27 protein-coding genes and 2 tRNA genes are annotated in these 24,950 nt (G+C 60.6%); 11 read left to right on the forward strand and 18 right to left on the reverse strand.

From position 1 onward, the window contains the following. Positions 1-70: 70 nt before the first annotated feature. Positions 71-565, reverse strand: a complete 495-nt coding sequence (locus tag ACZ42Y_RS02095; protein ID WP_464735566.1) for a DNA-directed RNA polymerase subunit G — start codon at positions 563-565, stop codon at positions 71-73. Positions 566-570: 5 nt separating this feature from the next. Between ACZ42Y_RS02095 and ACZ42Y_RS02100 the strand changes: the two genes are divergently transcribed. Together ACZ42Y_RS02100 and tgtA are read left to right on the forward strand one after the other, a co-directional pair. Further along, positions 571-1,029 (forward strand): Lsm family RNA-binding protein, encoded by a 459-nt coding sequence (locus tag ACZ42Y_RS02100; protein WP_058370029.1) that lies wholly within the window; start codon positions 571-573, stop codon positions 1,027-1,029. Then, positions 1,026-2,606 carry a tRNA guanosine(15) transglycosylase TgtA gene (gene tgtA / locus ACZ42Y_RS02105; protein WP_058370028.1) on the forward strand — a complete coding sequence of 527 codons (1,581 nt, stop codon included), beginning with the start codon at positions 1,026-1,028 and terminating at the stop codon, positions 2,604-2,606. Before ACZ42Y_RS02100 ends, tgtA begins: the two co-directional genes overlap by 4 nt. Positions 2,607-2,647: 41 nt before the next feature. Here tgtA and ACZ42Y_RS02110 read toward each other — a convergent pair whose 3' ends face one another. From ACZ42Y_RS02110 to ACZ42Y_RS02120, 3 genes are all read right to left on the reverse strand, one after another. Beyond that, positions 2,648-3,394: a proteasome assembly chaperone family protein gene (locus ACZ42Y_RS02110; RefSeq protein ID WP_058370027.1), complete on the reverse strand. Its 747-nt coding sequence runs from the start codon at positions 3,392-3,394 to the stop codon at positions 2,648-2,650. Further along, positions 3,391-3,903, reverse strand: a complete 513-nt coding sequence (locus ACZ42Y_RS02115) for a PUA domain-containing protein (protein ID WP_058370026.1) — start codon at positions 3,901-3,903, stop codon at positions 3,391-3,393. The genes ACZ42Y_RS02110 and ACZ42Y_RS02115 overlap by 4 nt, the downstream gene beginning before the upstream one ends. A gap of 62 nt (positions 3,904-3,965) precedes the next feature. Continuing rightward, positions 3,966-4,089 (reverse strand) — tRNA-Pro (locus ACZ42Y_RS02120). A gap of 180 nt (positions 4,090-4,269) precedes the next feature. Between ACZ42Y_RS02120 and ACZ42Y_RS02125 the strand changes: the two genes are divergently transcribed. Beyond that, a complete protein-coding gene (locus tag ACZ42Y_RS02125; RefSeq protein WP_058370025.1) occupies positions 4,270-4,626 on the forward strand; it encodes a hypothetical protein in 357 nt (118 codons plus the stop codon). Positions 4,627-4,756: 130 nt separating this feature from the next. On the opposite strand, the gene ACZ42Y_RS02130 is transcribed toward ACZ42Y_RS02125, so the two are convergent. Both ACZ42Y_RS02130 and ACZ42Y_RS02135 read right to left on the reverse strand, forming a co-directional pair. Then, entirely contained in the window at positions 4,757-5,026 is a 270-nt protein-coding gene (locus ACZ42Y_RS02130) for a 50S ribosomal protein L38e (protein WP_058370024.1), read from the reverse strand. 113 nt (positions 5,027-5,139) lie between these two features. Beyond that, positions 5,140-5,215, reverse strand: a tRNA-Thr gene (locus tag ACZ42Y_RS02135). Between the two features lie 102 nt (positions 5,216-5,317). Between ACZ42Y_RS02135 and ACZ42Y_RS02140 the strand changes: the two genes are divergently transcribed. Next, positions 5,318-6,355, forward strand: coding sequence for a methionine synthase (locus ACZ42Y_RS02140; RefSeq protein ID WP_464735567.1), 1,038 nt, complete (start codon positions 5,318-5,320; stop codon positions 6,353-6,355). A 73-nt stretch (positions 6,356-6,428) separates the two neighbouring features. Further along, positions 6,429-7,649, forward strand: a complete 1,221-nt coding sequence (locus ACZ42Y_RS02145; RefSeq protein WP_464735568.1) for a tRNA (guanine(10)-N(2))-dimethyltransferase — start codon at positions 6,429-6,431, stop codon at positions 7,647-7,649. Positions 7,650-7,689: 40 nt separating this feature from the next. Here ACZ42Y_RS02145 and ACZ42Y_RS02150 read toward each other — a convergent pair whose 3' ends face one another. The 4 genes from ACZ42Y_RS02150 to ACZ42Y_RS02165 all read right to left on the reverse strand — a co-directional run bounded on the left by ACZ42Y_RS02150 (position 7,690) and on the right by ACZ42Y_RS02165 (position 10,796). Continuing rightward, a complete protein-coding gene (locus tag ACZ42Y_RS02150) occupies positions 7,690-8,595 on the reverse strand; it encodes an MBL fold metallo-hydrolase (protein ID WP_464735569.1) in 906 nt (301 codons plus the stop codon). 253 nt (positions 8,596-8,848) lie between these two features. After that, a complete protein-coding gene (locus ACZ42Y_RS02155; RefSeq protein ID WP_070807844.1) occupies positions 8,849-9,268 on the reverse strand; it encodes a transcription factor TFIIIC in 420 nt (139 codons plus the stop codon). A 225-nt stretch (positions 9,269-9,493) separates the two neighbouring features. After that, the gene (locus ACZ42Y_RS02160; protein ID WP_464735570.1) at positions 9,494-10,381 is read right to left on the reverse strand and encodes a transcription initiation factor IIB; all 888 of its coding nucleotides are present in this window, start codon (positions 10,379-10,381) and stop codon (positions 9,494-9,496) included. Further along, the gene (locus ACZ42Y_RS02165) at positions 10,362-10,796 is read right to left on the reverse strand and encodes an H/ACA ribonucleoprotein complex subunit GAR1 (RefSeq protein ID WP_464735571.1); all 435 of its coding nucleotides are present in this window, start codon (positions 10,794-10,796) and stop codon (positions 10,362-10,364) included. The genes ACZ42Y_RS02160 and ACZ42Y_RS02165 overlap by 20 nt, the downstream gene beginning before the upstream one ends. Before the next feature lie 132 nt (positions 10,797-10,928). Here ACZ42Y_RS02165 and ACZ42Y_RS02170 point away from each other — a divergent pair, with 132 nt between their 5' ends. Genes ACZ42Y_RS02170 through ACZ42Y_RS02185 form a run of 4 tightly spaced genes read left to right on the forward strand, consistent with a single transcriptional unit; the run spans position 10,929 to position 14,288 of the window. After that, positions 10,929-11,837, forward strand: coding sequence for a ketopantoate reductase family protein (locus ACZ42Y_RS02170; protein ID WP_058370017.1), 909 nt, complete (start codon positions 10,929-10,931; stop codon positions 11,835-11,837). A gap of 5 nt (positions 11,838-11,842) precedes the next feature. Next, positions 11,843-13,198, forward strand: a complete 1,356-nt coding sequence (locus ACZ42Y_RS02175) for an RsmB/NOP family class I SAM-dependent RNA methyltransferase (RefSeq protein ID WP_464735572.1) — start codon at positions 11,843-11,845, stop codon at positions 13,196-13,198. Between the two features lie 57 nt (positions 13,199-13,255). Next, on the forward strand, positions 13,256-13,849 hold the full coding sequence (gene yjjX / locus ACZ42Y_RS02180) for an inosine/xanthosine triphosphatase (protein WP_058370015.1): 594 nt from the start codon (positions 13,256-13,258) through the stop codon (positions 13,847-13,849). 40 nt (positions 13,850-13,889) lie between these two features. Then, positions 13,890-14,288: a 30S ribosomal protein S8e gene (locus tag ACZ42Y_RS02185; RefSeq protein ID WP_058370014.1), complete on the forward strand. Its 399-nt coding sequence runs from the start codon at positions 13,890-13,892 to the stop codon at positions 14,286-14,288. Between the two features lie 21 nt (positions 14,289-14,309). On the opposite strand, the gene ACZ42Y_RS02190 is transcribed toward ACZ42Y_RS02185, so the two are convergent. The 3 genes from ACZ42Y_RS02190 to ACZ42Y_RS02200 all read right to left on the reverse strand — a co-directional run bounded on the left by ACZ42Y_RS02190 (position 14,310) and on the right by ACZ42Y_RS02200 (position 17,314). Further along, positions 14,310-15,482, reverse strand: a complete 1,173-nt coding sequence (locus tag ACZ42Y_RS02190; RefSeq protein ID WP_058370013.1) for a DUF763 domain-containing protein — start codon at positions 15,480-15,482, stop codon at positions 14,310-14,312. A 101-nt stretch (positions 15,483-15,583) separates the two neighbouring features. Next, positions 15,584-16,711, reverse strand: coding sequence for a M24 family metallopeptidase (locus ACZ42Y_RS02195; RefSeq protein WP_464735573.1), 1,128 nt, complete (start codon positions 16,709-16,711; stop codon positions 15,584-15,586). Between the two features lie 72 nt (positions 16,712-16,783). Then, positions 16,784-17,314, reverse strand: coding sequence for an SLOG cluster 4 domain-containing protein (locus tag ACZ42Y_RS02200; RefSeq protein ID WP_058370011.1), 531 nt, complete (start codon positions 17,312-17,314; stop codon positions 16,784-16,786). Positions 17,315-17,420: 106 nt separating this feature from the next. On the opposite strand from ACZ42Y_RS02200, the gene ACZ42Y_RS02205 reads away from it, so the two are divergent. Further along, positions 17,421-18,170 carry an ERCC4 domain-containing protein gene (locus ACZ42Y_RS02205; RefSeq protein WP_058370010.1) on the forward strand — a complete coding sequence of 250 codons (750 nt, stop codon included), beginning with the start codon at positions 17,421-17,423 and terminating at the stop codon, positions 18,168-18,170. Between the two features lie 13 nt (positions 18,171-18,183). Here the strand turns inward: ACZ42Y_RS02205 and ACZ42Y_RS02210 are convergent, their stop codons facing one another. The 3 genes from ACZ42Y_RS02210 to ACZ42Y_RS02220 form a co-directional block, all read right to left on the reverse strand. Then, on the reverse strand, positions 18,184-18,432 hold the full coding sequence (locus tag ACZ42Y_RS02210; protein ID WP_464735574.1) for a ferredoxin: 249 nt from the start codon (positions 18,430-18,432) through the stop codon (positions 18,184-18,186). 154 nt (positions 18,433-18,586) lie between these two features. Further along, positions 18,587-19,159: a DUF429 domain-containing protein gene (locus tag ACZ42Y_RS02215; protein WP_058370009.1), complete on the reverse strand. Its 573-nt coding sequence runs from the start codon at positions 19,157-19,159 to the stop codon at positions 18,587-18,589. Next, on the reverse strand, positions 19,138-20,136 hold the full coding sequence (locus tag ACZ42Y_RS02220) for a DHH family phosphoesterase (RefSeq protein WP_058370008.1): 999 nt from the start codon (positions 20,134-20,136) through the stop codon (positions 19,138-19,140). The genes ACZ42Y_RS02215 and ACZ42Y_RS02220 overlap by 22 nt, the downstream gene beginning before the upstream one ends. A 213-nt stretch (positions 20,137-20,349) precedes the next feature. Here ACZ42Y_RS02220 and ACZ42Y_RS02225 point away from each other — a divergent pair, with 213 nt between their 5' ends. Then, a complete protein-coding gene (locus tag ACZ42Y_RS02225) occupies positions 20,350-21,273 on the forward strand; it encodes an N-glycosylase/DNA lyase (protein WP_058370007.1) in 924 nt (307 codons plus the stop codon). Here ACZ42Y_RS02225 and ACZ42Y_RS02230 read toward each other — a convergent pair. Continuing rightward, positions 21,270-23,012, reverse strand: coding sequence for a M28 family peptidase (locus tag ACZ42Y_RS02230; protein ID WP_058370006.1), 1,743 nt, complete (start codon positions 23,010-23,012; stop codon positions 21,270-21,272). The genes ACZ42Y_RS02225 and ACZ42Y_RS02230 overlap by 4 nt on opposite strands. Positions 23,013-23,101: 89 nt before the next feature. After that, complete coding sequence (gene infB, locus ACZ42Y_RS02235) at positions 23,102-24,925, reverse strand: translation initiation factor IF-2 (RefSeq protein ID WP_058370005.1); 1,824 nt, start codon at positions 24,923-24,925, stop codon at positions 23,102-23,104. Positions 24,926-24,950 lie beyond the last annotated feature (25 nt).

The following is a 24,950-nucleotide window of genomic DNA, read 5'->3' on the forward strand; positions in this document are numbered from 1 at the left end:
CTTGTTGTGAACCCCTCTTACACTGGTCAGCGAAACAAATGATACTCCATGTCCCTAGGGGTCTTCTCCTCTAGAGCTTGGAAACCTTAACATAGAGCTTCTCAGTCGGCTTCACGTCTAATTCCTTTGAGGACCTAAGTATGAAGAGGAGCCCCCCTAGTGATATGAGGACTGCTTTGCGCCCGCCCTCATCCTTCATCGAGACAACAGTGCCCCTCCCCACGAGGTCCTCTCCATCCTTATAGGCTGGCAGCTCTCTCGAAACGGTTACCTCCACCTCCGTGCCAGGCTCGTAGACCACAAGGTCTCTATGTATATCCATTTCAACCTCATAGACGCCGTCAAGGCTCTTAATACGGGCCAAGAACATTCGCGGGATAAGCTCCCGCTCAACAGACTCAACCCTTCCCCGGAACTGTGCTATCACGTTGCCCAACTCTCTATTGCACCCTGGACGCCCCCTGGCCTGCCGAGCTAAAATCCCCACCCTCCATGGGGGCTGGAAGGCTGATGCACCCTCTGTAGCTATAAAACTCCATGCGTCCCTTGTGTACCAGTGGTGCACCCTAGATGGCCTCAGCAATCGCCCCGGCTGCGGCGAGACGCCTAGTCGCAGAGCTGAACAATCTTCTGGGAAAGCGCGTCGAAGTAGTCCTAATGGATGGACGTAAGTACAAGGGAACCCTTCTCGGCTTCGACCACCCCGAGATGAACCTGGTCCTCGGCGACGTGGAGGCGGGAGAGACAAGGATACCCAGGCTCTTCATAATGGGCAGAGTTGTGGCCGAGATTAGGGCCTATGAAACAACCATGTTTGACCCGCGGGAATTCGCCAACTACGTCGCAAGGAGACTAGGACTGCGCCCTGATGCGATAAAGGTGTTCCAGGACGCCGGTGTCGTGGTAATATACAACAGTATAAGGGTCACAGCCAACGGCGTTGAGGGCGCGGGGCCCCTCGCGGCCAAGGTAAGCTACGTGCTAAGAGAGTATATTGAGGCGAAGAAGAGGGGAGAAGAGCTCCGTTGACCCGGATAGGCGTATTCGAGGTAAAGGATAAGGATCTTGCAGGGAGAATAGGGAGGCTCTACACCCCACACGGGGTCCTCGAGACCCCCGCGCTACTCCCAGTCATAGATATAGCTAGGCAGGAGGTCCCACTAAAGGATATAGAGTCGATGGGCTTCAATGCGGTAATAACCAATGCCTACCTGCTGTGGAAGAGGATGAGAAGCAGGGCGCTCGAGCAAGGCGTACACGGCATACTCAATTTCAATGGCATAGTTATGACTGACTCGGGAGCCTACCAGATACTCCAGTACGGCAGAGTCGACATAGATCCGCGCGAGGTGGTAGAGTTCCAGAAGGGCATAGGCAGCGATATAGCAGTGATCCTGGACGTGCCTACCGGCAACGCTGGGGACCCCGTCCAGGCCCGCTATAGTGTTGAGGAGACGCTACGCCGGGCTCGTGAAGCCCTAGAGCACATAGATGACGAGAGAATATGGACCCTACCGGTGCAGGGTGGACCCTTCCGGGAGCTTCTGGAGAAGAGCGCCAGGGAGTCGGCAAAGCTACCACGCTACCGCCTCTACGCCCTTGGAAGCCCCACAGTCCTCCTAGAGCGCTACGATTACTCCACGCTTGTGGAAATGGTGTTTACCGCGAGACGCTATCTTCCAAGAAGCAAGCCTCTCCACCTCTTCGGCGCGGGGCACCCCATGATAATTCCCTTCGCCGTGGCCCTTGGCGTGGACATGTTTGATTCAGCCTCATACATCCTATATGCAAGGGACGGCAGATACATGACCCTCAGCAGAACCTATAGGCTGGAGGAGCTAGACTACTTCCCCTGCAGCTGTCCAGTCTGCAGCAAATACACGCCACAGGAGCTAAGGGAGATGCCAAAGCAGGAGAGAACAAGGCTCCTGGCACTCCACAACCTCTACGTGCTTAAAACAGCCATAAACGAGGTAAAAACAGCCATAAAGGAAGGGAGGCTCTGGGAGCTCCTCGAGGAGAAGAGCAGAGCCCACCCATCCCTGGCCAAGGCCTTCAGCAAGCTCGCACAGTACAGCAACTATTTAGCCAGGCTGACGCCACGAGCCAAGGGCTCGCAGGCCAAGGGGATATTCCTCTACGGTAACGAGAGCCTCCACCATCCCAAGCTGGTAATCCACCGCGAGAGAGTCGTCAACTACTACAAGCCCAGGAAGGGGAAGGCCCTGCTAATCCCGGTTGACCCCTCGGAGAAGCCCTTCACGCACTCAAGGATATACAGGATGGCGGTCCGCGGGCTCGACCGTGGCTATCACGTGGTGGGTTATAGCCCCTATATAGGGGTGATTCCAGAGGAGCTCGCGGAGACTTACCCCCTCTCCCAGTACGAGATGAATGATTCTCAATACAGCGACGTCGTAGAGCGGACAGTAGGCTATGTTACAGAGTACTTCAAAAGGCATATAGATACCTATAGTGAAGTTATAGTGATAGAATACTCGGAGCTGCCCTGGAGCACCAGGCTAGCTCATCGCATAGCCCAAATGCTCCGAGAGCTGGGGCTACGTGTGGAGCTAAGGAGAATCGACCACCTCGGAGAAGATTAGGGAGCCCTCATCCGGCCCCTCGGGAGGGGAGGAAAAGAGGGCTACATGTAAGCCCGTTCGCTGCTGGGCGGCGTCATCATCTCCCTCTGCTGCTGCTCCATCATAGTAATCATCTCCTCTATCTTCTTTGCCTGCTCCAGCAGCTCCTCAACGCCGAAGCTCAGCCCGTAAAGCTCGTTTATCTTCTCAATGGCCACAGCGGCTGCCCTAGGATCCGGCCTAGCCGCCTCCGTGTAGGGGAGCACGGCCAGCGTCGGATAGCTCCTCACCTCTGCATAGAAGAGCAGAAGGGCCAGAGGCCCAACCACGTAGAGGCCTTTATCCATACGGGGCTCCTCAAGCCCACGGCTATAGGCGGAGGTAGCCACCCAGCGTAGCTTCTCCTCGCCCTGCCTGAACCTGGAGTCAAACCCGCCTATGAGAACAGCCTCCTTAACCTCGGCGGCCTGTAGGAAGTCCACTATAGCCTCGGCGAACCTGCTCCTCTCCTGGACAACCGGTATATCATGGTTGACGAGCAGCGTTATGCGCTTCCCAGAGTTCTCGCAGTAGTAGAGCGTGAAAGGGCCAACAACGCCACGCGAGCTGGGGGTAACGGCTTCGGGCATATACTTTGTTATTACATAGCCAGCTTCCCTGCAGTCAGCCGTGTCGGCAAGATGAAGCGTAGCTATATAGCCTACAGCCCCATAGCCCTTGAACCCTGTGATAAAGAGATCGGAGCCCCTCACATCCTCGGCGTACGCTACGCGGATAGTCCGAAACCTGTGAACGTTATACCTGCTCACCCTGGCTGCACCTCCCGCTGCCCAGGGGATACAGCCTTCTCAGCAAATTTACGTACACGGATAGCCTCTCCCCAGCACTCTTCCTCCAGAATCTCCTCGGGGGAGAGGCGGAGCCTACCCACGCCGAGCAGCACTCCACGCTCATCCAGAACTATAACCTCATCCCCTGCGAGGAGGCTTGTATCCAGCCTCCTTACCGCCCTGCACGGTATACTCTTCCGAAGCTCGCCCATGGCGTCCGGGGAAACCCATGCCCGCAGCCGGGGCTCAGGCAGCGATAGCAGCCGGCGCGCACCCCTCGGCGACAGGGAGAAAAGATAGTCGTGGGCCCGCAGCACCGCTAGAAGCCCTTCCTCGCCGTACACCTCCCTTATTCTCCGCGTCCCCGGCGAGACCCCCACGACAGCGTCATCGGGTATGAGGAGGTCGCCGGCAGGGTAGCCGAACTGGTAATCCGCTATCCCCCTTAGCCTTAGAACCTCCTCCCTCGTGGCCGGCCTAAGTATCATAGCCATCGAGCCCCTTAACGACCGCCAGAACAGGGCGGGTGACCGGCGGCTGGCGGAGGAGATGGTGGGCCCGCCGGGATTTGAACCCGGGACCACGGGGTCCCGAGTCGGGCACACCCCCGCCCTCACGGCTTCCCGGGCGGGGCTGTGTGTACCCCGCATCCTACCAAGCTAGACGACGGGCCCACCCACGCCGCCAGAGACTCCAATTACGGGGGATTCCAAGACCCTGGGGCGCTGTTATTTAGCTTTCTGGCCAGGGGCTAGGGCCGGGGTAGATACCGATTTAACCCCCAACAGGATGCATACCCAGCGTTGGCCTCTTTAAAGCCGCGTAGGAGCCCTATTGGAGATGGTGGCTAGGGAGTGGCAGGCAACGCTACCAATGTAAGCTCTCTCACAAGCCTGATAGCCGCAGCCAGCACTAACCCGCAGCTACTGGTAGCTGTAGTTCTGCAACTTCTCCTAGGCTTCGCGGCGGGCTACTATATGGCAAAAATAGCAAAGTACATTATAGCGCTCATAGGTGTGTTCCTGCTAGGTACATTGATAGGCGTGTGGGGAGCCTCTGGTAGTGTTAACGACCTAGCATCGAGGATAGAGGGACTGGCGAAATTCAAGGATCTCATACTAAACGCTGTAAAAATGCTCGGCTTCATAGCCGTAGGCCCTACGTCGATAGGCTTCATTATAGGTATAATAGTGGGCGTCACGCGTAAATAGGGACAAAACTACAGCATTTTCCCTCCCATCCCGCCCTTGAGGATGAGGGATGCCCAGGGCCCATACCGTAAAGACCCGGGGGCTAGCGCGGGATAAGCTAGAGTGTTGAAGCTAGAGCGTTATCTACAATTCACTTAAGCCTATCCTCCATCTCAGGGTCGAGAACCCGGAGGCTCTTGCACCTGCCCTTTATCGACTTAACGAACTCTACACCCTCGTCAATATTGTTGAACACCAGGGTGTAGAGATAGCTGGGGGTCCTGGCCTTAACCTTCAGCACCTTTATCCTCTTGGCCCCTTCCCCTGTTTCAACCCTCCGGTATCCAAGCTTGACACGGCACTCGCTAGCCCTCTCGACAACCTTGAGGAATTCCTCCTTGCTCTTTAGCTCGACGGGCATGCCGGCAACCCTCCGGGCTCCGTGACGCCCGTGGAGACCCCTTCTTAAAGGGAACTCTCTGCCCCCTTAGAGCGGCGGGCCCGAGGAAGGGAGAAGGCGGGGAGGCCCGCGACTGGAGCCGCCGCCGGGATTCGAACCCGGGACCTCCGCCTTACCAGGGCGGCGCTCTGCCGGCTGAGCTACGGCGGCGCCTCTCCAGGCTCAGCCTAGCCCGTCCCGCTGAGGGGTAAATCCCTTACGGCCTACTAGGCGCTCGGCCTGGGCTACGTGCCTCCGGGGTAGTAGAATTATATGCCGGTTCGCTCCTCGCCCTTCTCGGGTGTTTCCATGGGCTACGAGCTTCCCAAGGCTCTTGTAACGACGGTCGTAGGCAGCTATCCCAAGCTGCCCGAGGCGGAGCAGGCCATACAGAGGAGGAAGCGCGGGCTCATAAGCGAGGAGGAGTTCCATGAGCTCGTAAAGCCTGCTATAAAGGCGGTGGTTATGGACCAGATAGAGGCCGGCGTAGATGTAATCAGCGACGGCGAGCAGGCCCGCGAGGACATGGTTGTATACTTCGCCGAGCGCATTGAGGGCTACCAGAGCGGCGACTGGGTGAGGATATTCGATAACGTGTACTTCCGGAAGCCGATAGTAGCCTCCAGGCTCGGCTACAAGGGGCCCATGGCGGTCGCTGACTGGGAGTACGCTAGGAGTATAGCAGAGGGCAGGCCGGTGAAGGCCATACTGACAGGCCCCTACACCATGGTTGACTGGAGCTTTGACCTAGCCTACGGCGATCGCCGCGAGCTAGTGCTCGAGATGGCTAGGGTGCTGCGCCGCGAGATAGAGGAGTTCGCGCGCCGCGGCGCCGAGTTCATACAGGTCGATGAGCCCGCTCTCTCTACAAGGCCCTACCGCGAGGAGGCCGAGCTGCTCAGGGAAGCGCTCGAGATAATGTTCAAGGGTGTAAGTGCGAAGAAGATAGTACACATATGCTTCGGGAGGATAGAGAGGATACTCCCCTACGCCCTCGAGTTCCCTGTAGACCAGCTTGACCTGGAGTTTAAGAACAGTAACTTCCGGCTGCTCCCCCACCTTAAGGAGTATGGCTTTGACAAGGAACTCGGCTACGGCGTCATAGACGTGCATAGCACCCGGGTGGAGACGGTGGAGGAGATAAAGAATGATATATACAGGCTGCTAAAGATGGACATACTGCCTCCCGAGAAGATATACGTAGACCCCGACTGCGGGCTCAAGAGGCTCCCGAGGGAGATAGCAAAAGCAAAGCTCCGCAACATGGTTGAAGCCGCCAGGCAGGTCCGCCGCGAGCTGGGCTACGAGTAGCCGGCAGACCCCCTGGAGCAACTAGAGGCCTAAGGGGGCCTGGGGTCCCAACGTCATAGTGGGGCCAGCTGGTATGGTGGCGCTGCATGAGCTACCCTACCCTACTAAGAGGATACGAGAAGGCGGTGTAGAGATCCTGATCCCCGACCCCAATGCATACCGCCGCAGCGATGGCGTTTACGAGCCCGCCTGGGCCCCGGTCTTCTACAATCCCCGTATGGGGTTCAACCGTGACATAGCGGTTATCCTCGCAGCAGCCTACCGGGAGCTGGCTGGCCTCGAGAAGCTAGTTGTCGTCGAGCCTCTCGCAGGGAGCGGTGTGAGGGCTCTGCGCTACGCAGTGGAGGCGGGCGCCTACGTCTACGCTGCCGATATAGATCCGGACGCGGTCCACCTGGCGAGGATAAATATTGATATCAATGGCGTGACGGACCGCGTGAAGATTGAGAGAGCAGATGCCAACGAGTTCATGGCCAAGCTCCGGAGGAGCGGGGTAAAGCCCAGCATAGTAGACCTAGACCCCTTCGGCAGCCCTGCCCCCTTCATAGACGTCGCGATACAGTCTATCGGCGTTAGAGGAGTCCTGGCCGCGACAGCCACCGACACAGCACCCCTCTCCGGCGCCCATTCCAGGGCACTCCGCAGGAGATACGACGTAAAGCCCGCCAGGACTGCCTGGGAGAAGGAGCAGGCTGTGAGAATACTGGCAGGCTACATAATCAGGAGGGCAGCGAGCCACGAGTATGGCGCAAGAATCCTCCTAGCCTACTACGCCGACTACTACGTACGAGTCTACGCCGAGCTTCGGCGCGGAGCGGGCAGGGCCGACGATAGCCTCTCAAGCCTGGGCTATGGCGCCTACTGCCCCTACTGCGGCTACACGGGCTACATACAGCAGCCGGACACCCGCTGCCCCTACTGCAGCGCCCCGCTCCAGGCCACCGGCCCCCTCTACACCGGCCCCCTCTGCGACCCGAGGCTGGTCCAGCTCATGAGAAGGATTGCAGAGGAGAGGAGGCGCACACTCTCGGACTACGAGCGCGTTGCCAAGCTTCTCAGCCGGCTAGGAGAGGAGTGCAGCATTGTGAAGCCCTACTACAGGCTGGACCGCCTATGCAGCCTGCTCCGCATGAACATGCCCAAGCCTGCTAAAGTGGTTGAAGCCCTCCGGTACAAGGGCTACCGAGCCACGCTCACACACTTCGACCCGCGGGGCTTCAGGACGGATGCTCCACACCCGGTGGTCGTGAACACGCTTGTTGAGATGAGGGCCAGCGGGACCCGCCAGGCATAAAAAGACGGAGGGCTCGGGGAGGCTATAAGCCCCCGAGGGCCTACCCTGGGCTCCGGAACACTGCTGTATAGCCTGCTGTGATCCGGTGGAACCTATCCCCATAGACCTCCGCCAGCCTGCTCTCAGCTCTCAAGCCCGTACAGTGACCCGGGTAAACCTCCTCTACACCGATTTTGCGGAGCATGCCGGCTATCTCATCTATGGTGCCCCGCTCGGCCGCGTAGAGGTGGAAGCCGCCCATTACAGCCTTAACATCGTCTTTTAGGGCGCGGGAGGCATGTACAGCTATATTGGTTATACCCGAGTGCCCACAGCCACTAACAACCACGAGGCCATAGCCCTCAATCCTTATCGCAACACCTGTGTCGTCCCTCAAGCTATGAGGTACGAGCTCACCGTCTACAATGGTATAGGCGCCCGGGAGGCCTGGGGCCAGGTCCTCCCTCTCCCTCTCCACCTCCCCCAGGTAATAGACCCCCGGCACCACCTCGAGAGGCCTCCGCGCCTCAACGAATATAGCACCGGCTCTCTCGGCCTCCCCCCTGCTCCAGCCCGGCCCGAGATCCATGAGGCCCTGCCCCCCGCCAACGTAGATTGAGGGCTTGAACACGTCAGGATGAACAACCACCGGCACTCGACGCCCTATCTTCTCCAGCACGCCTATAAGCCCGCCAGTATGGTCGTAGTGGTTATGCGAAAGCACTATGGCATCAACGTCTTCGAGGCTAACGCCGAGAAGCCTGGCGTTATGAATGATTGCTTCAGCATACTGGCCCGTATCGAATAGAACTTTATAGCGCTTCCCCTCGCTGCCCTCTACCTCTATAAGGGCTGAAAGCCCGTGCTGGCCCAGTATGTTGCGCTTTGTTGCTAGGAAGGAGCCTGCAGTATCCTCCGCGAGAAAAGTTACGCGGGCTTCCTGGACCGAGCCCGGCGAGGTTAACACCCCTACACATGGCTTAGAGCATACATGTATCGTTCACATACAGCGCAGAACCCACAGATATATCATTTACTATTTCACGCTTGATAGCTGTCAACCATTATAGAATCAGTGCGGAGAGGAGGGTATAGAGTCACGCCAAGTACAGCCCGCGAGCCGGAAGACCGAGGAGCCCTCCAGGACCACCTGGGAGACACTGCGACGGAGGGGCTGCGGGATGAGAACACGGCTCCCGGCGCCAAGGCTAGGGGCGATGCTATGAGGACATGCTGCGTTTCAGTCTAGCTATCTTCGAGGCCAGCCAGTTAACTAGTATAGGGCAATTAGTTGGGTCGAAGAACCCGCCTATGTGGCAGCGCTCAAGGTTCTTACAAGTAAAGCAGGGCACCTCGATGACACTGCCAATCTTGATGTCGACGCTAACCGGCTGCCTCGTCTGTTCTGCTATATACAGCTTGTACGTATGCCTGCCCTTGTGTACTGTTGGCTCTCGCCGGATAAGCCCCTTCTTCAACAATCTTAGTGCCAGTCTTGAGCCTTCCCTGCTGTCCAGCCCCAGCGTCTTCCACAGTTCATGCTGGTATATACCCTCGTCACCGTGAGCCTTTATTATCTCCAGCGCCTTGGCTTCCAGCTCCTCGAGGCCCTTCCTCCCACTGCCGATGGAGGGCTCCATGGCAGCCGACAAGGGTATCCAACCCCTTTGCTACCTTCCGTTGCCTACATAGTGTCTCCCGAGATGCCCGGGGGACACCAAGATGTTATCTAGTGCTAAGCCCCGCCCCTATATCCTTGTCCCGATGTGGGCCTCATGCCCGTCATTCGTAGCCTTCTTAAGCTCATGGAGTGACCGCTTCTATAAAAGCCGTTGCCTGTGTGTCTCGTGTGGTAGCTGCGGAGGCTAGAGCCTCACTTCTATGTAGAAGTTGTCCACTATGTCACGGTACCTGTTCCGTATTGTGGCGTCTGTAACGCCTATCGACTTTGCTACAGCTAGCTGGTTCCTCTTCTCGTCCAACAGTATGGATGCCACGTAAACCGCTGCAGCTGCCAGCGCCTCCGGAGGCTTGCCCTGAGCGAGCCCGCTCCTAGCCAGCATGAAAGTGAACCTTGTGGCTAGGGCCTCGACCTCCCCGCTTAGCCCGAGCTTCGAGACTATCCTGGATACATACATCTGAGGCTTAGGAGGCGCTGTGATGCGTACTTTGAGCCTTGTTACTATGCGCCGGTATGCTCTCCATACATTCTGGGAATCGAGGCCCAGAAGCTCGGCAACGTCGCGCATAGTAAGGGGATGCCGCTCTATTCTGGCGGCTATGACTGCCGCGGCGGCTAGGTAGTCATTTACATTGTTCCTCTTTATGACGCCCAGGGAGTGCAGCTGCCTAACAATCCTGGCCATGGTCTCGGCTACGCGGGATGGCAGCTGAAGCTTCATAGCTATCCGGTTAGCCTCCTGGAGCACCTTTATGAGCTTCTTCTGCCCGTGGGTCCTCAGGCTGGCCTGTATCGCCATCAGCTTCCTGGCACGTATATCATTCCTTGGAGCGTATATGTAGGTGGTTAACCCCTTGTCATGAACCCGCTCCGTGAGCGGAGCCCCTACACGGCTCCTCCGGGCCCGGTCCTCCTCCGTGAAGCTCCTCCACTCCGGCCCCGAGTCTATGGGGGACTCCTCGATCACGTACCCGCAGCGCGTACATACCAGCCTTCCATCGCTCTGCCTACGTGCATAGAGGCTCAATGGGGCTCCACATACGGGGCATCTCTCATCCTTGTGCATAATCATCCCTTCTATCCCTCCTCTGAGGCCTCCCGCCCCCGCCACCCCCTCTGCCACGCTGCTGCCTGCCCCTCTGCCCCCGCCCGGGCCTCGCCTGGGGCTTCTGCCGTGGAGATGCGGCAGCCCTCCTCCCGCTGGGCTTCCGCCTAGGCTTACCCCTGCCCTTGCCGCGGCGAGGCGTCGGCGGCCGGTAGTAGAGCCGGGTCCCGGCCTCTACCTTCACGTTGGGCGAGGACGGCTTTACCACGGCGTAGGGGGAGGATACGGAGCCTATAACGTCGAGGAGTACTCCCACCCTGTTCACATTCTCGTCGTAGACAATAGTGTTTAGCGGCGGTAGCGTGTCGTCCTCCTTCTCAAGCCTAGCTACTATGTATCCATTGGGTGCTGCATGAAGCACTGTGCCGAGCTTCTTCAGCATAGGATGCGCCCTCGTTCCAGGGGGTGGCGGGGCCGGCTCCTATTATGTTGCAGTAAGTACCATAGAATGGAGCATATGGCTCTGGTTAAAAGCAGGAGGCATGGTAGTACCTCAGCATCCAGGCGCCGGGGCTTGGGCAAGGAGGTTGCTGTAGCGGGCTGCGGGCCTGTGGGCCTCTTCCTGGCTGCAGGCGTTGCCTACGCCGGCTATACACCGGTACTCCTATGCCTCAGCTCTGAAAGCGCGGCAGCGCTGCTTCAGAGGGAGATACGCGTCCACTATAAGGGCGGCGAGGCCCGGGCACGTGCCTCAGTAGCCCACATACTGGCGGCAAGGAGGAGATTCCAGCACGTAATTGTTGCTGCCAGGCTCAACTACTTAGACCACGCCCTCGAGGCGGTCAAGAGGGTGTTAGAGCCTAGCGGCGGGGTGGTTTTCGTCCAGCCCTCGCCCTACGTGCTCGAGCTAGCCTCCTCCCGGGGCTTGAAGGTCTACGGAGCCATAGCCCTCTACACTTGCGTGAGAAAGATAGGCCCAGGTGAGATCGAGTGGCCGGGTGAGGGGGCTGTACGCGTAGCAGCGGGCCCTGGGGCAGAGCACCTGGCGGACATGATGGCCCTGCCCGGCGTCCCCATTGAGCGCGTGGGGGGCCGTGTTACCCAGCTTCTCTGGGACTACAGCATAGCGGCTGCCTCGCTCCAGCCCCTCTCGGCGCTGCTAGGCCTGCCCTACTCTAGAGTCTGGAGGCTTAAACACGCCCGTGAGCTCGCGCTACGCGTCGCTGAGGAGGCAGGCCGTGTGGCGGAGGAGACAGGTACAGAGCTGTGGAGGAGCCCCCGGGAGGCACTCGAGGAGCTCGCGGAAGTGAAGGGCTGTGTGCCCAGGATGCTTCAGGACGTGAGCGAGAGGAGGGAGACGGAGGCAGACTATATGCTCGGCTACCTGCTGGGCCAGGCGCTTAGGCGCGACCTCTATACCCCCTACATAGACTCCCTATACCTGATGGTCAAGTCTGTCGAGGAGTCTATGAGGAGCGTGTAGAGGGTATGGCGCTGAGAATAGCGAAGAGGCATGTTAAGGCCCTGGTTGAGGTCCTTGAGGAGTCTGAGAGGGTAAAGCCCTTCCAGGTGGTGAAGAGGAGGGTGTTCTCCAAGTACGGCATCCTGGGGACAAGCTATGATCGCGTGTTCACTGCCCTCCTCTACAAGATGTACAAGCTCCAGGGTATATTGGATAGGATAGCGCGGGAGAGGCTCGGTGTCGAGCCCCGCCGACTCCCGGCGGGCCTCCGCCAGGGGGCCCGGCTCGCGGCGGTGCTAGCGGCCTTCGACGAGACAGGGGATGAGGAGCTGGCCAGGGCCATAATAGATGGGCTCAGTAGGCTCCTCCGGCAGCGCTTCGGCGACAGAGCAGGGATGATAGGGAAGCTCTACAGAAGCCTCCTAAGGGAGCCCTGGAGCCCGCGGAGCAGGGTGGAGGAACTCGAGCTGCGATACCTCCTTCCAGGCCTCCTCATAGAGAGGCTTCAACGGCTACTAGGCAGCGAGGAGCTTGAGCGCTTCGCAGAGGCGGTGAACACCCGGAGGCCGACGCTGGGCTTCCGGGTGAACAGGCTGAAGTCCAGCGTAGACCGGGTGCTGCGGAGCCTCCGGGAGGCTGGCGTAGAGGCGTGGGCAAGCAGCCGGGTACCCTACCATGTCCGGTACCGCGGCCAGCTCGACTATAGGCGCTTCGAGCCCCTCGCGAAGGGGGAGGTGGTGCCCCAGGACGAGGCCAGCGCCGCTGCCGGCTGGCTGCTCGGGGCAGAGCCCGGCGAGCTTATTGTGGACATGTGCGCGGCGCCGGGAGGGAAGGCCACGCACCTAGCAGAGCTCTCCGGCAATATGGCTAGGATAATTGCGGTGGAGGTGTTCACTGACAGGATGGATAGACTGGTCGAGCTCGCCAAGCGGACCGGGACCATAGCCCCGATAGAGCCTGTGGTGGGCGACGCTACACGTGTAACCTACCTACTCCGCGGCCATGCTGACCGCGTACTACTAGACCCACCCTGCACGAGCACCGGTGCGCTCGCCAAGCATCCCGAGGCTCGGTGGAGGCTCACAGAGGAGGGCATACAGAGGCAGGTGGAGCGGCAGCGCGCTATGCTCCTCCAGGCTGTAGAGGCTCTCCGGCCGGGCGGCCTCCTCCTCTACACGGTGTGCAGTGTACTGCCGGATGAGGGCGAGCATAATATAATATGGTTGCTCGAACGCAGGAGGGATGTGGAGCTGGTGCCGCTAGACGGGCCCTACGACCCCTCCCCGCTCCTCCCGGGCACCATGAGAGCCTGGCCCCACCGCCATGACACCGCCGGATTCTTCTACGCCCTCCTCCGCAAACGCCCGTCCATAGGAGCCTAGCGGTAGCATACAATACTCAGCTGCCAGGCGGCTGGCAGTACCGGGGTACTGGGAGCCATGGTAGGGCAGGGCGCCTGCCTGGTGGCGGTGGGCTCCTCCAACCCTGTAAAGGTGAACGCTGTGAGACGCGCCATACGCCTCCTCTGCCTAGCGGATGTGCACGGCGTGGAGGTGGAGAGCGGTATCCCTAGCCAGCCGCTGGGCCTGCGCGAGATAGTCCTAGGGGCGGTCAACCGGGCAGTGAACGCGCTGAGGAAGCTTAACGCCGACTACGGCGTGGGCGTCGAGGCAGGAGTCATAGAGACAACAATAGAGCCGCTAGAGCTGCAGGCGGCAGCTATAGTTGACAGGGAGGAGAGAGTCACAATAGGGCTGAGCCAGGCATTCCCGGTACCGAGAGACTGGATGAGCAAGCTCAGAGAGAGGATTGAACTCGGAGACATAGCATCAAGGATCACAAGACGTGCCGACATAGGCGAGAGGCTGGGCCTTATAGGCTACCTCACCGGGGGCCATGTAACGCGCACCGATCTAACCTACAACGCGGTAGTAATGGCGCTAGTGCCCAGGCTCAACCCGAGCCTCTACACGCAGGCGCCGCGCGTAAGGGAGGTCCTCGTGAAGCTGGAGAAGGGGGGACAGAGCTTATAGCCGGGTAGGCGAGGCCGCAGCCCCTCCACGGGGGAGCTGGATGGGCGTATACCAGGGCAACGACTTCAAGAAGCCCACTGGAGGAAGGAAGTGGCCGCACCAGAAGGTGAAGAGAAAGTACTGGATGGGTAGATACCCTACCTACACGAGGCTAGCCGGCGAGGAGGTCCGCGAACTGATAAGGGTGCGCGGCGGCAACTACAAGGTTAGGCTAAAGCGCGCTGTCTACGCCAACGTGGTCGACCCGGAGACCAAGACCACCAGGAAAGTTAAGATACTACGCGTGCTCGAGACACCGGCCAACCCGAACTACGCCCGTGCAAACATAATAACGAAGGGCACTATAATAGAGACGGAGCTCGGCAAGGCTGTAGTGACCTCCCGCCCCGGCCAGGACGGTGTAGTAAACGCGGTCCTGCTGGAGAAGCGGGGGAGCTAAACCCCGGAGGGCCCCGCTCCTTTAACGCGGCAGGAGGCTCGCCAGCCTCCTAATCCGCTCGAGCACCCTCCTTCTAGCCTTCTCATCGATCCTAGCCTCCTCCACAACCTTCTCGAGGAACTCTATGACCTTCTCCGCGTGGTCTCTCCGGAAGGGGTAGGGGACACCGTCTTTGCCTCCCGCCACATACGCGTACCGGAATGGGTCTATCGGGCTATTTGCCGGGTCCCTGTGGCTTACCGGCACTCCGTACACAATCTCTGCGACGAGCGCAAGGCTCCGCAGCGTGGCAGGGCCCACACCCTCTATCATGACTAGCTCCTCTATGCTTCTTGGCGAGGCCTCGTAGACCTTGTTGAGCACCCTCTCTATGTGGCGGGGAGGCCTGCTCTGGGGCCTATAATACCTCGCGTATCTCCTCAACTCCTCCAGGCTGATGCGCGGCCGGGAGCCCTGGAAGGCGGTTAGCGGCGCCACCCCACGGACCAGTGCGTAGGCCTGCCTGATCTGATCCAGTACACGCCTGGGCCCCTCCCTGGCCAGGTCGACTATGGTATTACGCGCCTCTATACTCATCCTACTGGTTAGGTCTACAACGAAGCTCTCCCTCCTCCCCGAGGCTATGGCGTTATGTGGCTCCAGCGTCGGGACCGGGGGCAGCGGCCTCGACCAGTGGTAGCGGCGCGCCATCCGCGCCTCGGTATTCATGCCCTGCTGCACTACGGTCCACCTCCCGGTAGCAGAGACTATCACCGCGTGGTGGTAGAGCTGGTAGCCGTCCTGGAGCAGCACTGAGTCGGTTTTTGCCGAGAGCCTTGACGCCAGCTTCAGCTCCTCCAGGGCCTGGGAGGAGAGGTTGAGCCTCTCAGCAGCCTCTTCTATCTCGAGGGGCGCCTCCCTAGCCTTCTCCCCCTTGCCCCCGGCCACCGCTATGCCTAGGCTTGGGTCCTCCCTTGCAACCTGTTTCACTATGCCTATTGTTACCGTGGTCGAGCCGCTGCTATCCCAGTCCATGCCTATGGCATTGTTGAACGCTTGGAACCAGAAGGGGTCGGCGAACCACTTCACAGCCCTATCAGGGCCGTGCAACTCTACAACAGCAGCCAGGATCGCGTGGGCGAGCCTCTTCATGTACCTTGCAAGCCACGCCGGCACATGGCCGCCGTGGAGGGGCAGCTCTGCGACCCCGTACATCGGCTATACAATCCCTCCCCCGGGTGCTGTAGGTAGATTGTACAGGGAGCTCTACTCTAAAAACGCTCTAAGACGGCTTCCAGGAGCCCTCCGGGCAAGCGCTACCATAGCACGGAGGGATACCTCGTCAGCAGCCTGGCACCACGCTGTGTTACCAGAACCATCTCCTCTATCCGTACACCAAACTTGCCTGGTATGTAGACGCCAGGCTCTACGGTGACCACCATGCCCTCGCGTAGCTTTGTCTCGCTCTTGTAGGATACGCGAGGCTTCTCATGTATCTCTATCCCGACGCCGTGGCCGAGGCTGTGGATGAAGTACTTGTCCAGCCCATGGGATGCGAGTACCCGGCGTGCAGCCTCATATACCTCGTGGGAGGTTACTCCAGGCTCTATGGCGTCTATGGCAGTGTAGGTGGCCTCGTGGACCGCCTCTGCTACCCTGCGGAACTCCTCCCTGGCGCCCTCCATAGCGGTGCGTGTCATATCGCTGCAGTAGCCCTTGTAGACAGCACCGAGATCTATTAGCACCGGCTGCGGCTCGTACCCCATGACTCTGCGCGGCGAGGGCTCGGCGTGCGGGTATACGGTGTTCTCGCCGAAGGCCACTATAGGCGGGAAGGAGTGGTCGGAGGCTCCTCTCCTCCTCATCTCATACTCTATCATGGCTGCTATATCGGCCTCGCTGACCCCGGCGTCAATGCTGTACAGGGCTGCGTTGAGCGCTGCCTCAGCTATCGCCGCAGCCTCCTCCATCCTCTCTATCTCCCACGGCTCCTTGACAGCCCTCATATCAGCTATAACGTCCCCAGCCTCCTCGACATTGTATGTACTAGCCAGCCTCTTGTATAGGGCGAGCGAGTCGGTGTCTACGAGTAGCCGGCAGCCCTTAGGAAGCATCGACACTATTATATCGCCGAGCCTCCCGTAGACAAGCTTGTAGTCTCCCTGGCTATCGAGCTCTAGGCCTCCAGGGAGCCCGTAGGGGGCGAACGCGGCTAGCTCAATCCTCCCCAGAAGCCCCTCCTCCTCAAGCGCGTGCTTAGCCCTCAGGTACTCGAGCGCCGGCACGAGCAGCGTGTATGAGCCAGAATCCCTGTCATAGACCAGGTGGCCTGGGCCACGGAACCCTGTAAAGTAGAAAACATTGGCCTCGCTCGACACTACAGCGCCGCAGCCCCCCTTCTCCTCGACAAGACTGGCTAGCTTCTTGAGTAGAGAATGGCGCATACCTGAACCGCACCTCCATGCATGCCTTCTAGGAGCCCGCCGCGGGCCGCTCTATAGGGTTTGCACCAGCCCCTAGCCCCGGCGGAGGCCCAGGCGCCGGCAGAGCGCCTCAAGCAGCTCTTCTACGGAGTCAAAGTACTCTATACACCTGCCCACACGGGGATCTATAGAGCCCTCGGCGAAGCACTCGGCAAACCTGTCACTCGGCAGCCCGTAGCCTCTAAGGTAGAAGACTGGAACCCCGTAGCTGCAGGCAAGAAGCACCTCAGCCAGGGTCCCCACGCCTCCGCCCAGCACGACCAGGGCGTCGCCGCTCCTCACGAGAACGCTGCTCCTCTCCCGCGGCCCAAGCCCAGTCCTCACGACCAAGGAGCCTCTGGGATAGGGATCCTCCTCATACTCTCCCGGGATAACGAAGGCTAGCTGGAGCCCAGCCTCAACGGCGGAGTCCGCTACAACCTTCATGAGGCCGCGGTAGCCGCCAAGCAGCACCGCAGGCCTGGGCTCACAGCCTGCAAGTCCCTCGACGAGCCGTCTTGCAGCCTCTACAAGCCCAGCTGGAGGCTCGCCACTATAGGCTGCAACAACAACCTGGCGCCCCATGCCCCGGGCCCCCCGGGATGGGAGTTCCTGCAGCCTCTTAGCCGTGGGGACGGAGCCTTTGAGAACCCCGGGGGCAGGAGGAAGTCTAGCCTATAGGGCAGATGCCTTGGGGATACTCTCGGAGCAGCTCCTCTACCCCGTCGACATAATCGTGGACAGCAGGGAAGCCTCGAAGAACCGGGACGTCGTGGAGGAGCTTAGGCGCAGGGGGCTGAGAGTAGCGGTCCAGGCCCTCGAGGCCGGCGACTACTACCTCCTCGCGAGGAATCCCCGGAAGGCGTTACTGGTAGAGAGGAAATCGGTCACCGACTTCGCCAACAGCGTGCGCGACAACAGGATATGGGAGCAGGCGAAGCTGCTGCGGCAGGCGGCGGAGAAGGAGGGCGTGCGCCCAGTAATCCTGCTCGAGGGCTGGCTAGGAGTCATAGAGAAGAGGACTAGATGGAACATAGCGGCAATACTGAGGATACTGGACGAGATAGTCCTAGACTGGGGTATACCCGTCATACCCGCCCATAGCAAGAGAGCCACAATAGTATGGCTCGCAGCCAAGGCTAAGAGCCTCGGCAAGACCGAGGAGAAGCGCATCGTGAGGCTAAGGGTCGAGAAGAAGCCCCCGACTATACAGGAGAGGATTCTCTACGTCGCGGAGGGGCTGGCCGGCCCAGTGCTAGCGCGCCGCCTCCTGGAGAGGTTCGGGACACTGCGCAGGATAGCGAACGCCAGCATAAGAGAGCTAATGACGGTGGAGGGTGTAGGCGAGAAACGCGCAAAGGAGATATACGAGATCTTCAACACCGAGTGGAAGCCCTCAAGCGAAAACAGGGCGGAGAAGAAGGAGGAGAAAAGGGCCTAAGGGCCCCGGGCTCTTAGACCTCCTTCTCCTCCCAGTGTATGATGCTAACCGGGCAGGCCTCAGTAGCAGCGTTGACACAGTCCTTGAGGTCCTCAGGGACGAGGCCATGGGCGGGATCGTTGTCTATACGCCACTTAGCCACTATCTGAGACTTGCCGTCCTCCTCGCTCATCTCGATCACATCGGGGCAGAGGCTCACGCATACCATGTCAGCTATGCACTGCTCGCGGTCTATCCAGACGTGTATCTTCTTCTCCGCCACAGCTCTTCACCGGCAGCAAGGAGTGCCGCAAGGGGAGCTTTAATAGCTTGTCTGGCCTAGTTCAGCCCGCAATCGCAGCCAAAACCCGTAGAACCCCTCCAAAAATTAACAAGTGTGATGCGGGGGAGGCCCCTTCCGGCCTCATGCCTCCGGATCATGGCCTGGATATGCACGTGCCCGGCTTCACCATGTATACAGTGTCGCCGGCCTCCCGAACCTCGAGGCCGCAGCCCGCTTCCACGCAGTACGCTACAAGTGCTGCAACCAGGGCGTCTCTCTCGTGCTTGGAGAGGCCTCCTGGCTCCTCTACGCCGAAGGCGGCGTAGAAGCGGCTGTGGGAGCCGCAGCCACTGAGCCGGAGGACAGTCGAGGGATGTGTCTCCACAACCCTAACGCCTTTACCCTCAAGGAGGCCTTGGAGTCGTATAGCCCTCTCAGCGAGCTTCCTCATAGGCTCAAGGCTCAGGGGGAGGAGTCGCCCACCCATGGAGAGGAGTCTTCGCTCCACCGGGCGGAAGCCCTGGCCGGGGGGTGGGAGGGAGAGGGGCGCATCTACAGCGGCTACGAGAACCCTCCCGGCGGGGATGAGAGCTAGAATCTCGTGATCGGAGTACGCTATTCCCACCGACTCCAGCCCGAGCCTGCCCCCGCCGCCACCACAGACTATAGCGACGCCGGTGGGCCTACGGGGCGAGGCGGCAAGGTCTATTCCTGCGTAACAGGGCATCCGCCGATGTCCTCCAGCACCTGCTCTATGAGGTGCTTCGCGTAGTAGAGCCTAGCCTTCGGCCAGAAGAAGGCTAGGAGCCGGTAGCGGAGGGGCATCTTCAGCGGCGCCCCCGCGGCTCTTGGGTGGCCTCCCCCGCCGAGCCGGAATGCTATCTCCCTCACATTCACTCGGCGGGAGCGCAGGCTTATACCGCGCCCTCTGCGCCGCACTATGGCTACCACGTCGGCAGAGAGCCTGTCGATGAGGCTGTTGCCTAGTATGCTGGCGTTCGGGGGCCCAGGCCTCTTCAGCACTAGCACGGCCCGGCAGCCATGCATATCCGCTACCACTACATTCCTCAGCGCATCGTTGAAGCCGCTGAACTCCCTCTTAAGGTACTCGTTGAGGGCCTCGTCCAGCTCAGGCCACCAGAGGCTGCCCTCCCAGAAGCCGCGGAGTATCTCCCTCTTCCACCGGTCGCCCCTCGCCCCGTGATAGCGGTCGACAACGCGGTAGAGCCTGGGGGCGAGAGGGTCGTCCCACCTCCAGAGGTCGGCGGCACAAGTGGCCCGGGCAAGCCGCTCGATGACCCCGTCGGGCTCCGCCTCAAGCTCTGCAGGCGCGTACTTAGCCACAACCCCGGCTCCACATGTAGAGGTGTCCACATGCATTCTCGCGCCCAGCGAGCTTAGCTTCTCCACCCACTCCGGCGCCCAGCGGTGGTGATCGTACCACTCCACCCTCACCCCGCTCTCCACGAGCCTGGCCACGGCCTCTACTAGATCGTTGAAGGTATCGGCGTTAGGGCCTAGATCCATAATCGCGAGCCTATCCACACCGTCTATGTTCTGTAGCACCCGGTGCAGCTTGTAAGGCTCAGTGAACGTGATGCTGGCATCTATATCCGGCTCCGCGCCCGCGAGCCTAAGGTATATGGCGGCGGACGCCACTCCGTCAAGATCGGTGTGGGTCACCACCGCGTAGCGCTGCTTCACAGAGGCCTCACCCCTAGGAGCAGTAGCGCAGCAGACCCATCCCTATAGACGTTTAACCCCCGTCATCAAGGAGGGGGCCGTTAAGCCTCGGCGACGCCGACCCTGCTCATAGCCCTCCGCTCACGCCTGCCAGGAGGAGCGGGGGCTCACGCCGGTGTCTATCCTCACCGGCTCCCCGGGCCCGGGTACGTGGGTGTCCTAATATAATATAATATGTGCGGTGCCCTTGACCTAGCCTGGGAGCCCGGCAGCGGTGCCGCAGCCTTGGCCATTACGGTGAACGTTCACAGGGTAAAGGCTTTAGCCTCGGTGCTCCGAGAGGCACCGGCTTCAGCGATAGACGTGATAGAGCTGAATGACCCCCAGTACCACGCGGTGAAGAAGCTCGTATCGATCCACGGCGAGGCGGCGGTTGCGCTAGCAGCCGCTAACGCGCTGATAAGCTACCGCCTCAGCATGCCGGGCGAGAAGTACTGGATGGAGTTTGCCGGCTGGGCCTCGAAGCGGCCCCGGCCGGGTAGTGGCAGGGAGCTGGTCACAGAGATGAAGGAGTTCCTCGCCGAGAGCCGCGGAAACCGCATGGTTGGCCTACAGAAGGCTCGTAGGCTTGAGCGCGCCCTCCCCGCGCTGGAGAAGCTGCTGAGGGAGCCCAGGAAGTACAGCAATCTCGGGCTCCTTGTCCGCGAGCTGGCAGGGGCTCTCGGTGCACGCCTAGAGGAGAAGACCATAGTCTTCGCGGCCAAGATGGCCTACTACGCCTACCGGGCTCTCGGCATCGAGGTCTCCGGGAAGGACGACATACCACTGCCTCTCGACCGGAGGATGGCAGTGCTAACCTCGGCCTCGGGGCTTCTTGACGCGCCCCCCGACCGCGTGTTCACCCGGCACCGGGCCGAGGCGGTTAAGGCATGGCAGATGGTGGCCGCTGAGTCCGGCATACCGGGTATACACTTGGATGCGGTGGTCTGGCTCCCGGCGCAGGGGATAGAGAGGAACCTGCGGATAGGCCTTGAGTATGCCCGCGAGGAGTACGCCTGCAAGCTGGTAGACTATAGCAGGGGCGTGATAGGCTGGGGGCTAGCCAGGAGGGTGGCCGGCGAGATACTATATAGGGACCCGTACTCCATGCACTCCTAGTGATCCGCTCCCTCGAGCGCCTCCTCCACAATCCTGTAGGCCTCCTCAAGCCTCTCGGCAGCCCGCCAGGCCAGCCTCCAGTAGGCAGTGCGTAGAGCCTCTCCAGCCGCCTCCACGGCCCTGGCCAGCCTGTCGCAGCCGCCCCGGAAGCTGGCCAGCAGCCCGCCTGGCGCGGGCAGCGCCTCGCCCCCCGCGGTTACGCGGGCAACGTCCATATCCCTTGCTAGTGTCAGCGCCTCCTCGCAGCCTCCCCTTTCCAACGTCTTCCTTAGGGCGTTAAGATCGGCTAGATCGCGCTGGAGAGGCTCCAGGACAAGCCCCGCGTCAAGCCAGAAGGAGCCGTCCGGCCTCTCGCCGTACACGGCTGTCCAGAGCACCTGGTTCACTACCCTATACGCCCTAGCCAGCACCCTGTGGAGCCTCCTCTCCTCGGCAGCCCTGGTCGCCCGATAGAGCTTGTAGAGCACTGCAGCCAGCACTGGCGTGCTGCTCAGCCGCTCTAGCATGCTCCTAGCGTAGTCCGTGTAGCGGAAGCTCTCCCATCCTCTCCTCAGCAGCTCGGCCGCAGCCTCAGCATAGAGCCTCACCCCCCGCTCGAGCACGCCATAGTTGAGCCTCTCTGGTGAATCGAGGCTACTATGGTAGTACTCGAGCCACTCATCATACCCCATGAGCGTGGCTGCCTCTATCCCCTGCATTGAGAAGCTAAAGCTGTCCGAATCAGTTGTATCGTAGCCCGTGGCGTCTAGCCCCAGGCCCAGGCGGCCCGCCAGCTCCAGGAGAAGCCCGGCAAGCAGCGGGGTTGCATGTATCCGCACCCCCGGCGAAGCCGCCACGTCGAGGTTGAGCGCGGCGAGAACCTCGTCCAGCAGGCCCATAGAGCGGAGCGAGTCAACGTAGAACCTCGAGCCGTAGGCCCAGTACCAGCCCGGGAGCCCCGGGTCCCCGAACTCCTCGGCAGTGAAGCTCACAACCCTCACACGCCCCCCGGCGCCGCGGAGACGCTTGGCGAGAAGCTCTGCCAGAGCCAGGACCCCAGCCACGCCTGCAAGGTTGTCGTTGGCGCCGCCAAGCCAGTGGTCGTGGTGCGCGGTAATCATTACCTCCGGACCGTCGGCGCCGCCCTCGATGACGGCCTCCACGATGTAGCCGTAGCTCCTCCACATTCTGCCGCCGTGGACGACGCGGAGCCTCCTGCAGCCGAGGAGCCTGGAGGCGTCCTCCCGTCTAACATGGACTGCAGGCGCTCCCGCAAGCCCGGCCGTGCCCAGGGACAGCGGGGCCTCGGTCACGACTATCCTACGGAGCCTCCCCGGCAGCCAGTCGTAGAAGACTATGGCCGCGGCTCCGCGCCTGGCCGCTGAGCGGTAGAGGGCGAGCGCCCTATCGGGATCCCGTGGCAGCTCGGCCACGAGAACCCTGCCTTCCAGGCTCTCCGGGAGCGGGGCGTCAGGCTCCCGGAGTACCACTGCCTCCCCCTCGGCCTCGCCCCCGAGGCTGCCGGGCCACGCAGCCGCCTCAGCCTCGAAGCCGCAGCCAGCCACCAGGGAGCCCTCATCGCTCCAGGCGGCTACCGGGACTGGTAGCAGCCTCGCGTCAGCCCCTACGCCTTGCAGGAGGTCCCTTACCTCCCCGGCCAGGAGCCGCTCCGCCCTGGTGCCGGCAGGAGCCTCGCCGAGGATGTAGAGTCTCTCCACAGTATTCCGGAGCCTAGCCGGCAGCCCTTCTCCCACAGCCACGGGGCCAGCCCTCTGCCGAGATTATGAGGGAGAAGGCGCCTCGAGAGAGGTGGCGGCGGAGGGCTTGCGGTAGAAAGCCTTGGCAGCGGCTATATTGTGAGAGCGAAGGCGGGATTCTGCCTCCTCTTTATCTTTATTATCTCCTTGAGGACTACCTTCTCGTCATCGCTCAGCTCGCTCTTGTACTTGGTAAGCCACATTATAGCATGCTTCTCAGGGACATCAGTGTAGAGTACATCGCCTTCATCTATATGCCTCCCCACCATCACGTGCCCCTTTATCGATATGGCCACCGCCATTCCGGCCCTAGCTTCCGGCACGGTCTTGCCGCGATCCTGGATCTGGTGGATTACTCCCATCCTCTTCCCATCCTCCCTCATCAAGGGGTAGCCGGGCTTTATTACCCCGCCGAGGACCTCTATGCCTACTATAGCCGGGTTGCTGCGCCTGAACACGTAGCCAGGCAATATCCTTATCTTACCCGGGCGTACCAGCTGCTCTAGCTCCTTCCTCCTCTCGGCCTCCGTCTGCTCCCGGTACCACTTCTCGAAGTCCTCCAGCAGCTGGTAGATCACGTTATGCCTAAATACGGGTATTTCATGCTTCTTGGCTTCCTCCTCCGCCTCGGGGAGCGTCTTGACGTTAAATGCCAGTATCACGGCGTAGAACTTGTTTATCTCCTTGCTGGCTACAGCCTCTATGACATCGCGCTTAGCCACGGGCCCTACGTCGGCGTATCGTATCGGTATACCCCGCCTCCGGAGTGCCTCGACCATAGCCTCTAGGCTTCCAAGAGTGTCGGCCTTGACTATAACGCCCTCGGCCTCAGTCTTGATGCGCAGCGCCTCTATCTCCTGCCTAACCCTCTCCGCCAGCTTCTTGGCCTCCTCCTCGCTGGTGGCGACGTAGAGGGGTGCACCGGCCACAGCCTTCTCCAGCTCCGGTGCTACGACACGCACTCCCGCGGCCGCGTAGACCTCCCCGACGGGCTCAAGCTCCCTCTTAGCAATACGTATCTCCTGGAGGGGCTTAGGCATCAGCAGGGCTCGTACCCTGGTTATAATGGGGCCCTCGAGCCCGCCGGTGACTATCAGGTCGCCGCGCTTCAACACACCGTCATAAATTATCACGTCGGCTGTGGTACCCAGGCCTGGTTGCTCGCGCAGCTCCAGTATAACGCCCCTAGCCGGGCCCTCGGCGAAGCGCAGCCGGTGCTGTAGATACCTCTGGGCAAGGCCTGCCAACACGGCTAGCAGCTCTGCTATCCCCTCGCCGGTCTTAGCGGATATTGGGACCACGGCCACCGTCCTGGTGAAGTCCTTGACTCTGTCGAAGCGCTCGGCCTGGAAGCCGAGCTCGTAGAGCTTAGCTATAACGTTGTCCCATAGCTTCTTCTCGAGCTCCTCCTGGACCCACTTGGCCTGCTGGCGGTAGGATATTATGAAGGGCGTGTCGGGGTGAGGCTTCCAGCCCGGTATCTTGTCTATCTTGTTAGCCGCTACTACGAATGGGACGCGGCGCTGCCGAAGAATCTCTATGGACTCGTAGGTCTGAGGCTGGAAGCCATCATTGATATCAACCACTAGTATAGCGAAGTCGGCTACGCTGCCGCCCCGGCGCCGTAGGTTGCTGAACAGCTCGTGCCCAGGGGTATCAATGAACAGCAGGCCTGGGATAATGAGCTTGAACGGTATTATCTTCTTCAGCGGCTCGGCCAGCCTCTCTATAACGCTTGCCGGCACCACGCTGGCGCCTACGTGCTGGGTTATCAGCCCCGGCTCCTTGGCGGTCACCGCTGTGCCGCGGATCTTGTCCAGGAGCGTGGTCTTACCATGGTCTACGTGGCCTAGTACAACAACTATTGGCTGTCTAAGCCGTTTACCGGGCTGTTTTCCTGCCTCGTTACCGGGCATCACCCGCCACCCAGAACGAGGAGCA

The sequence above is a fragment of the Pyrodictium brockii genome, assembly GCF_055379715.1.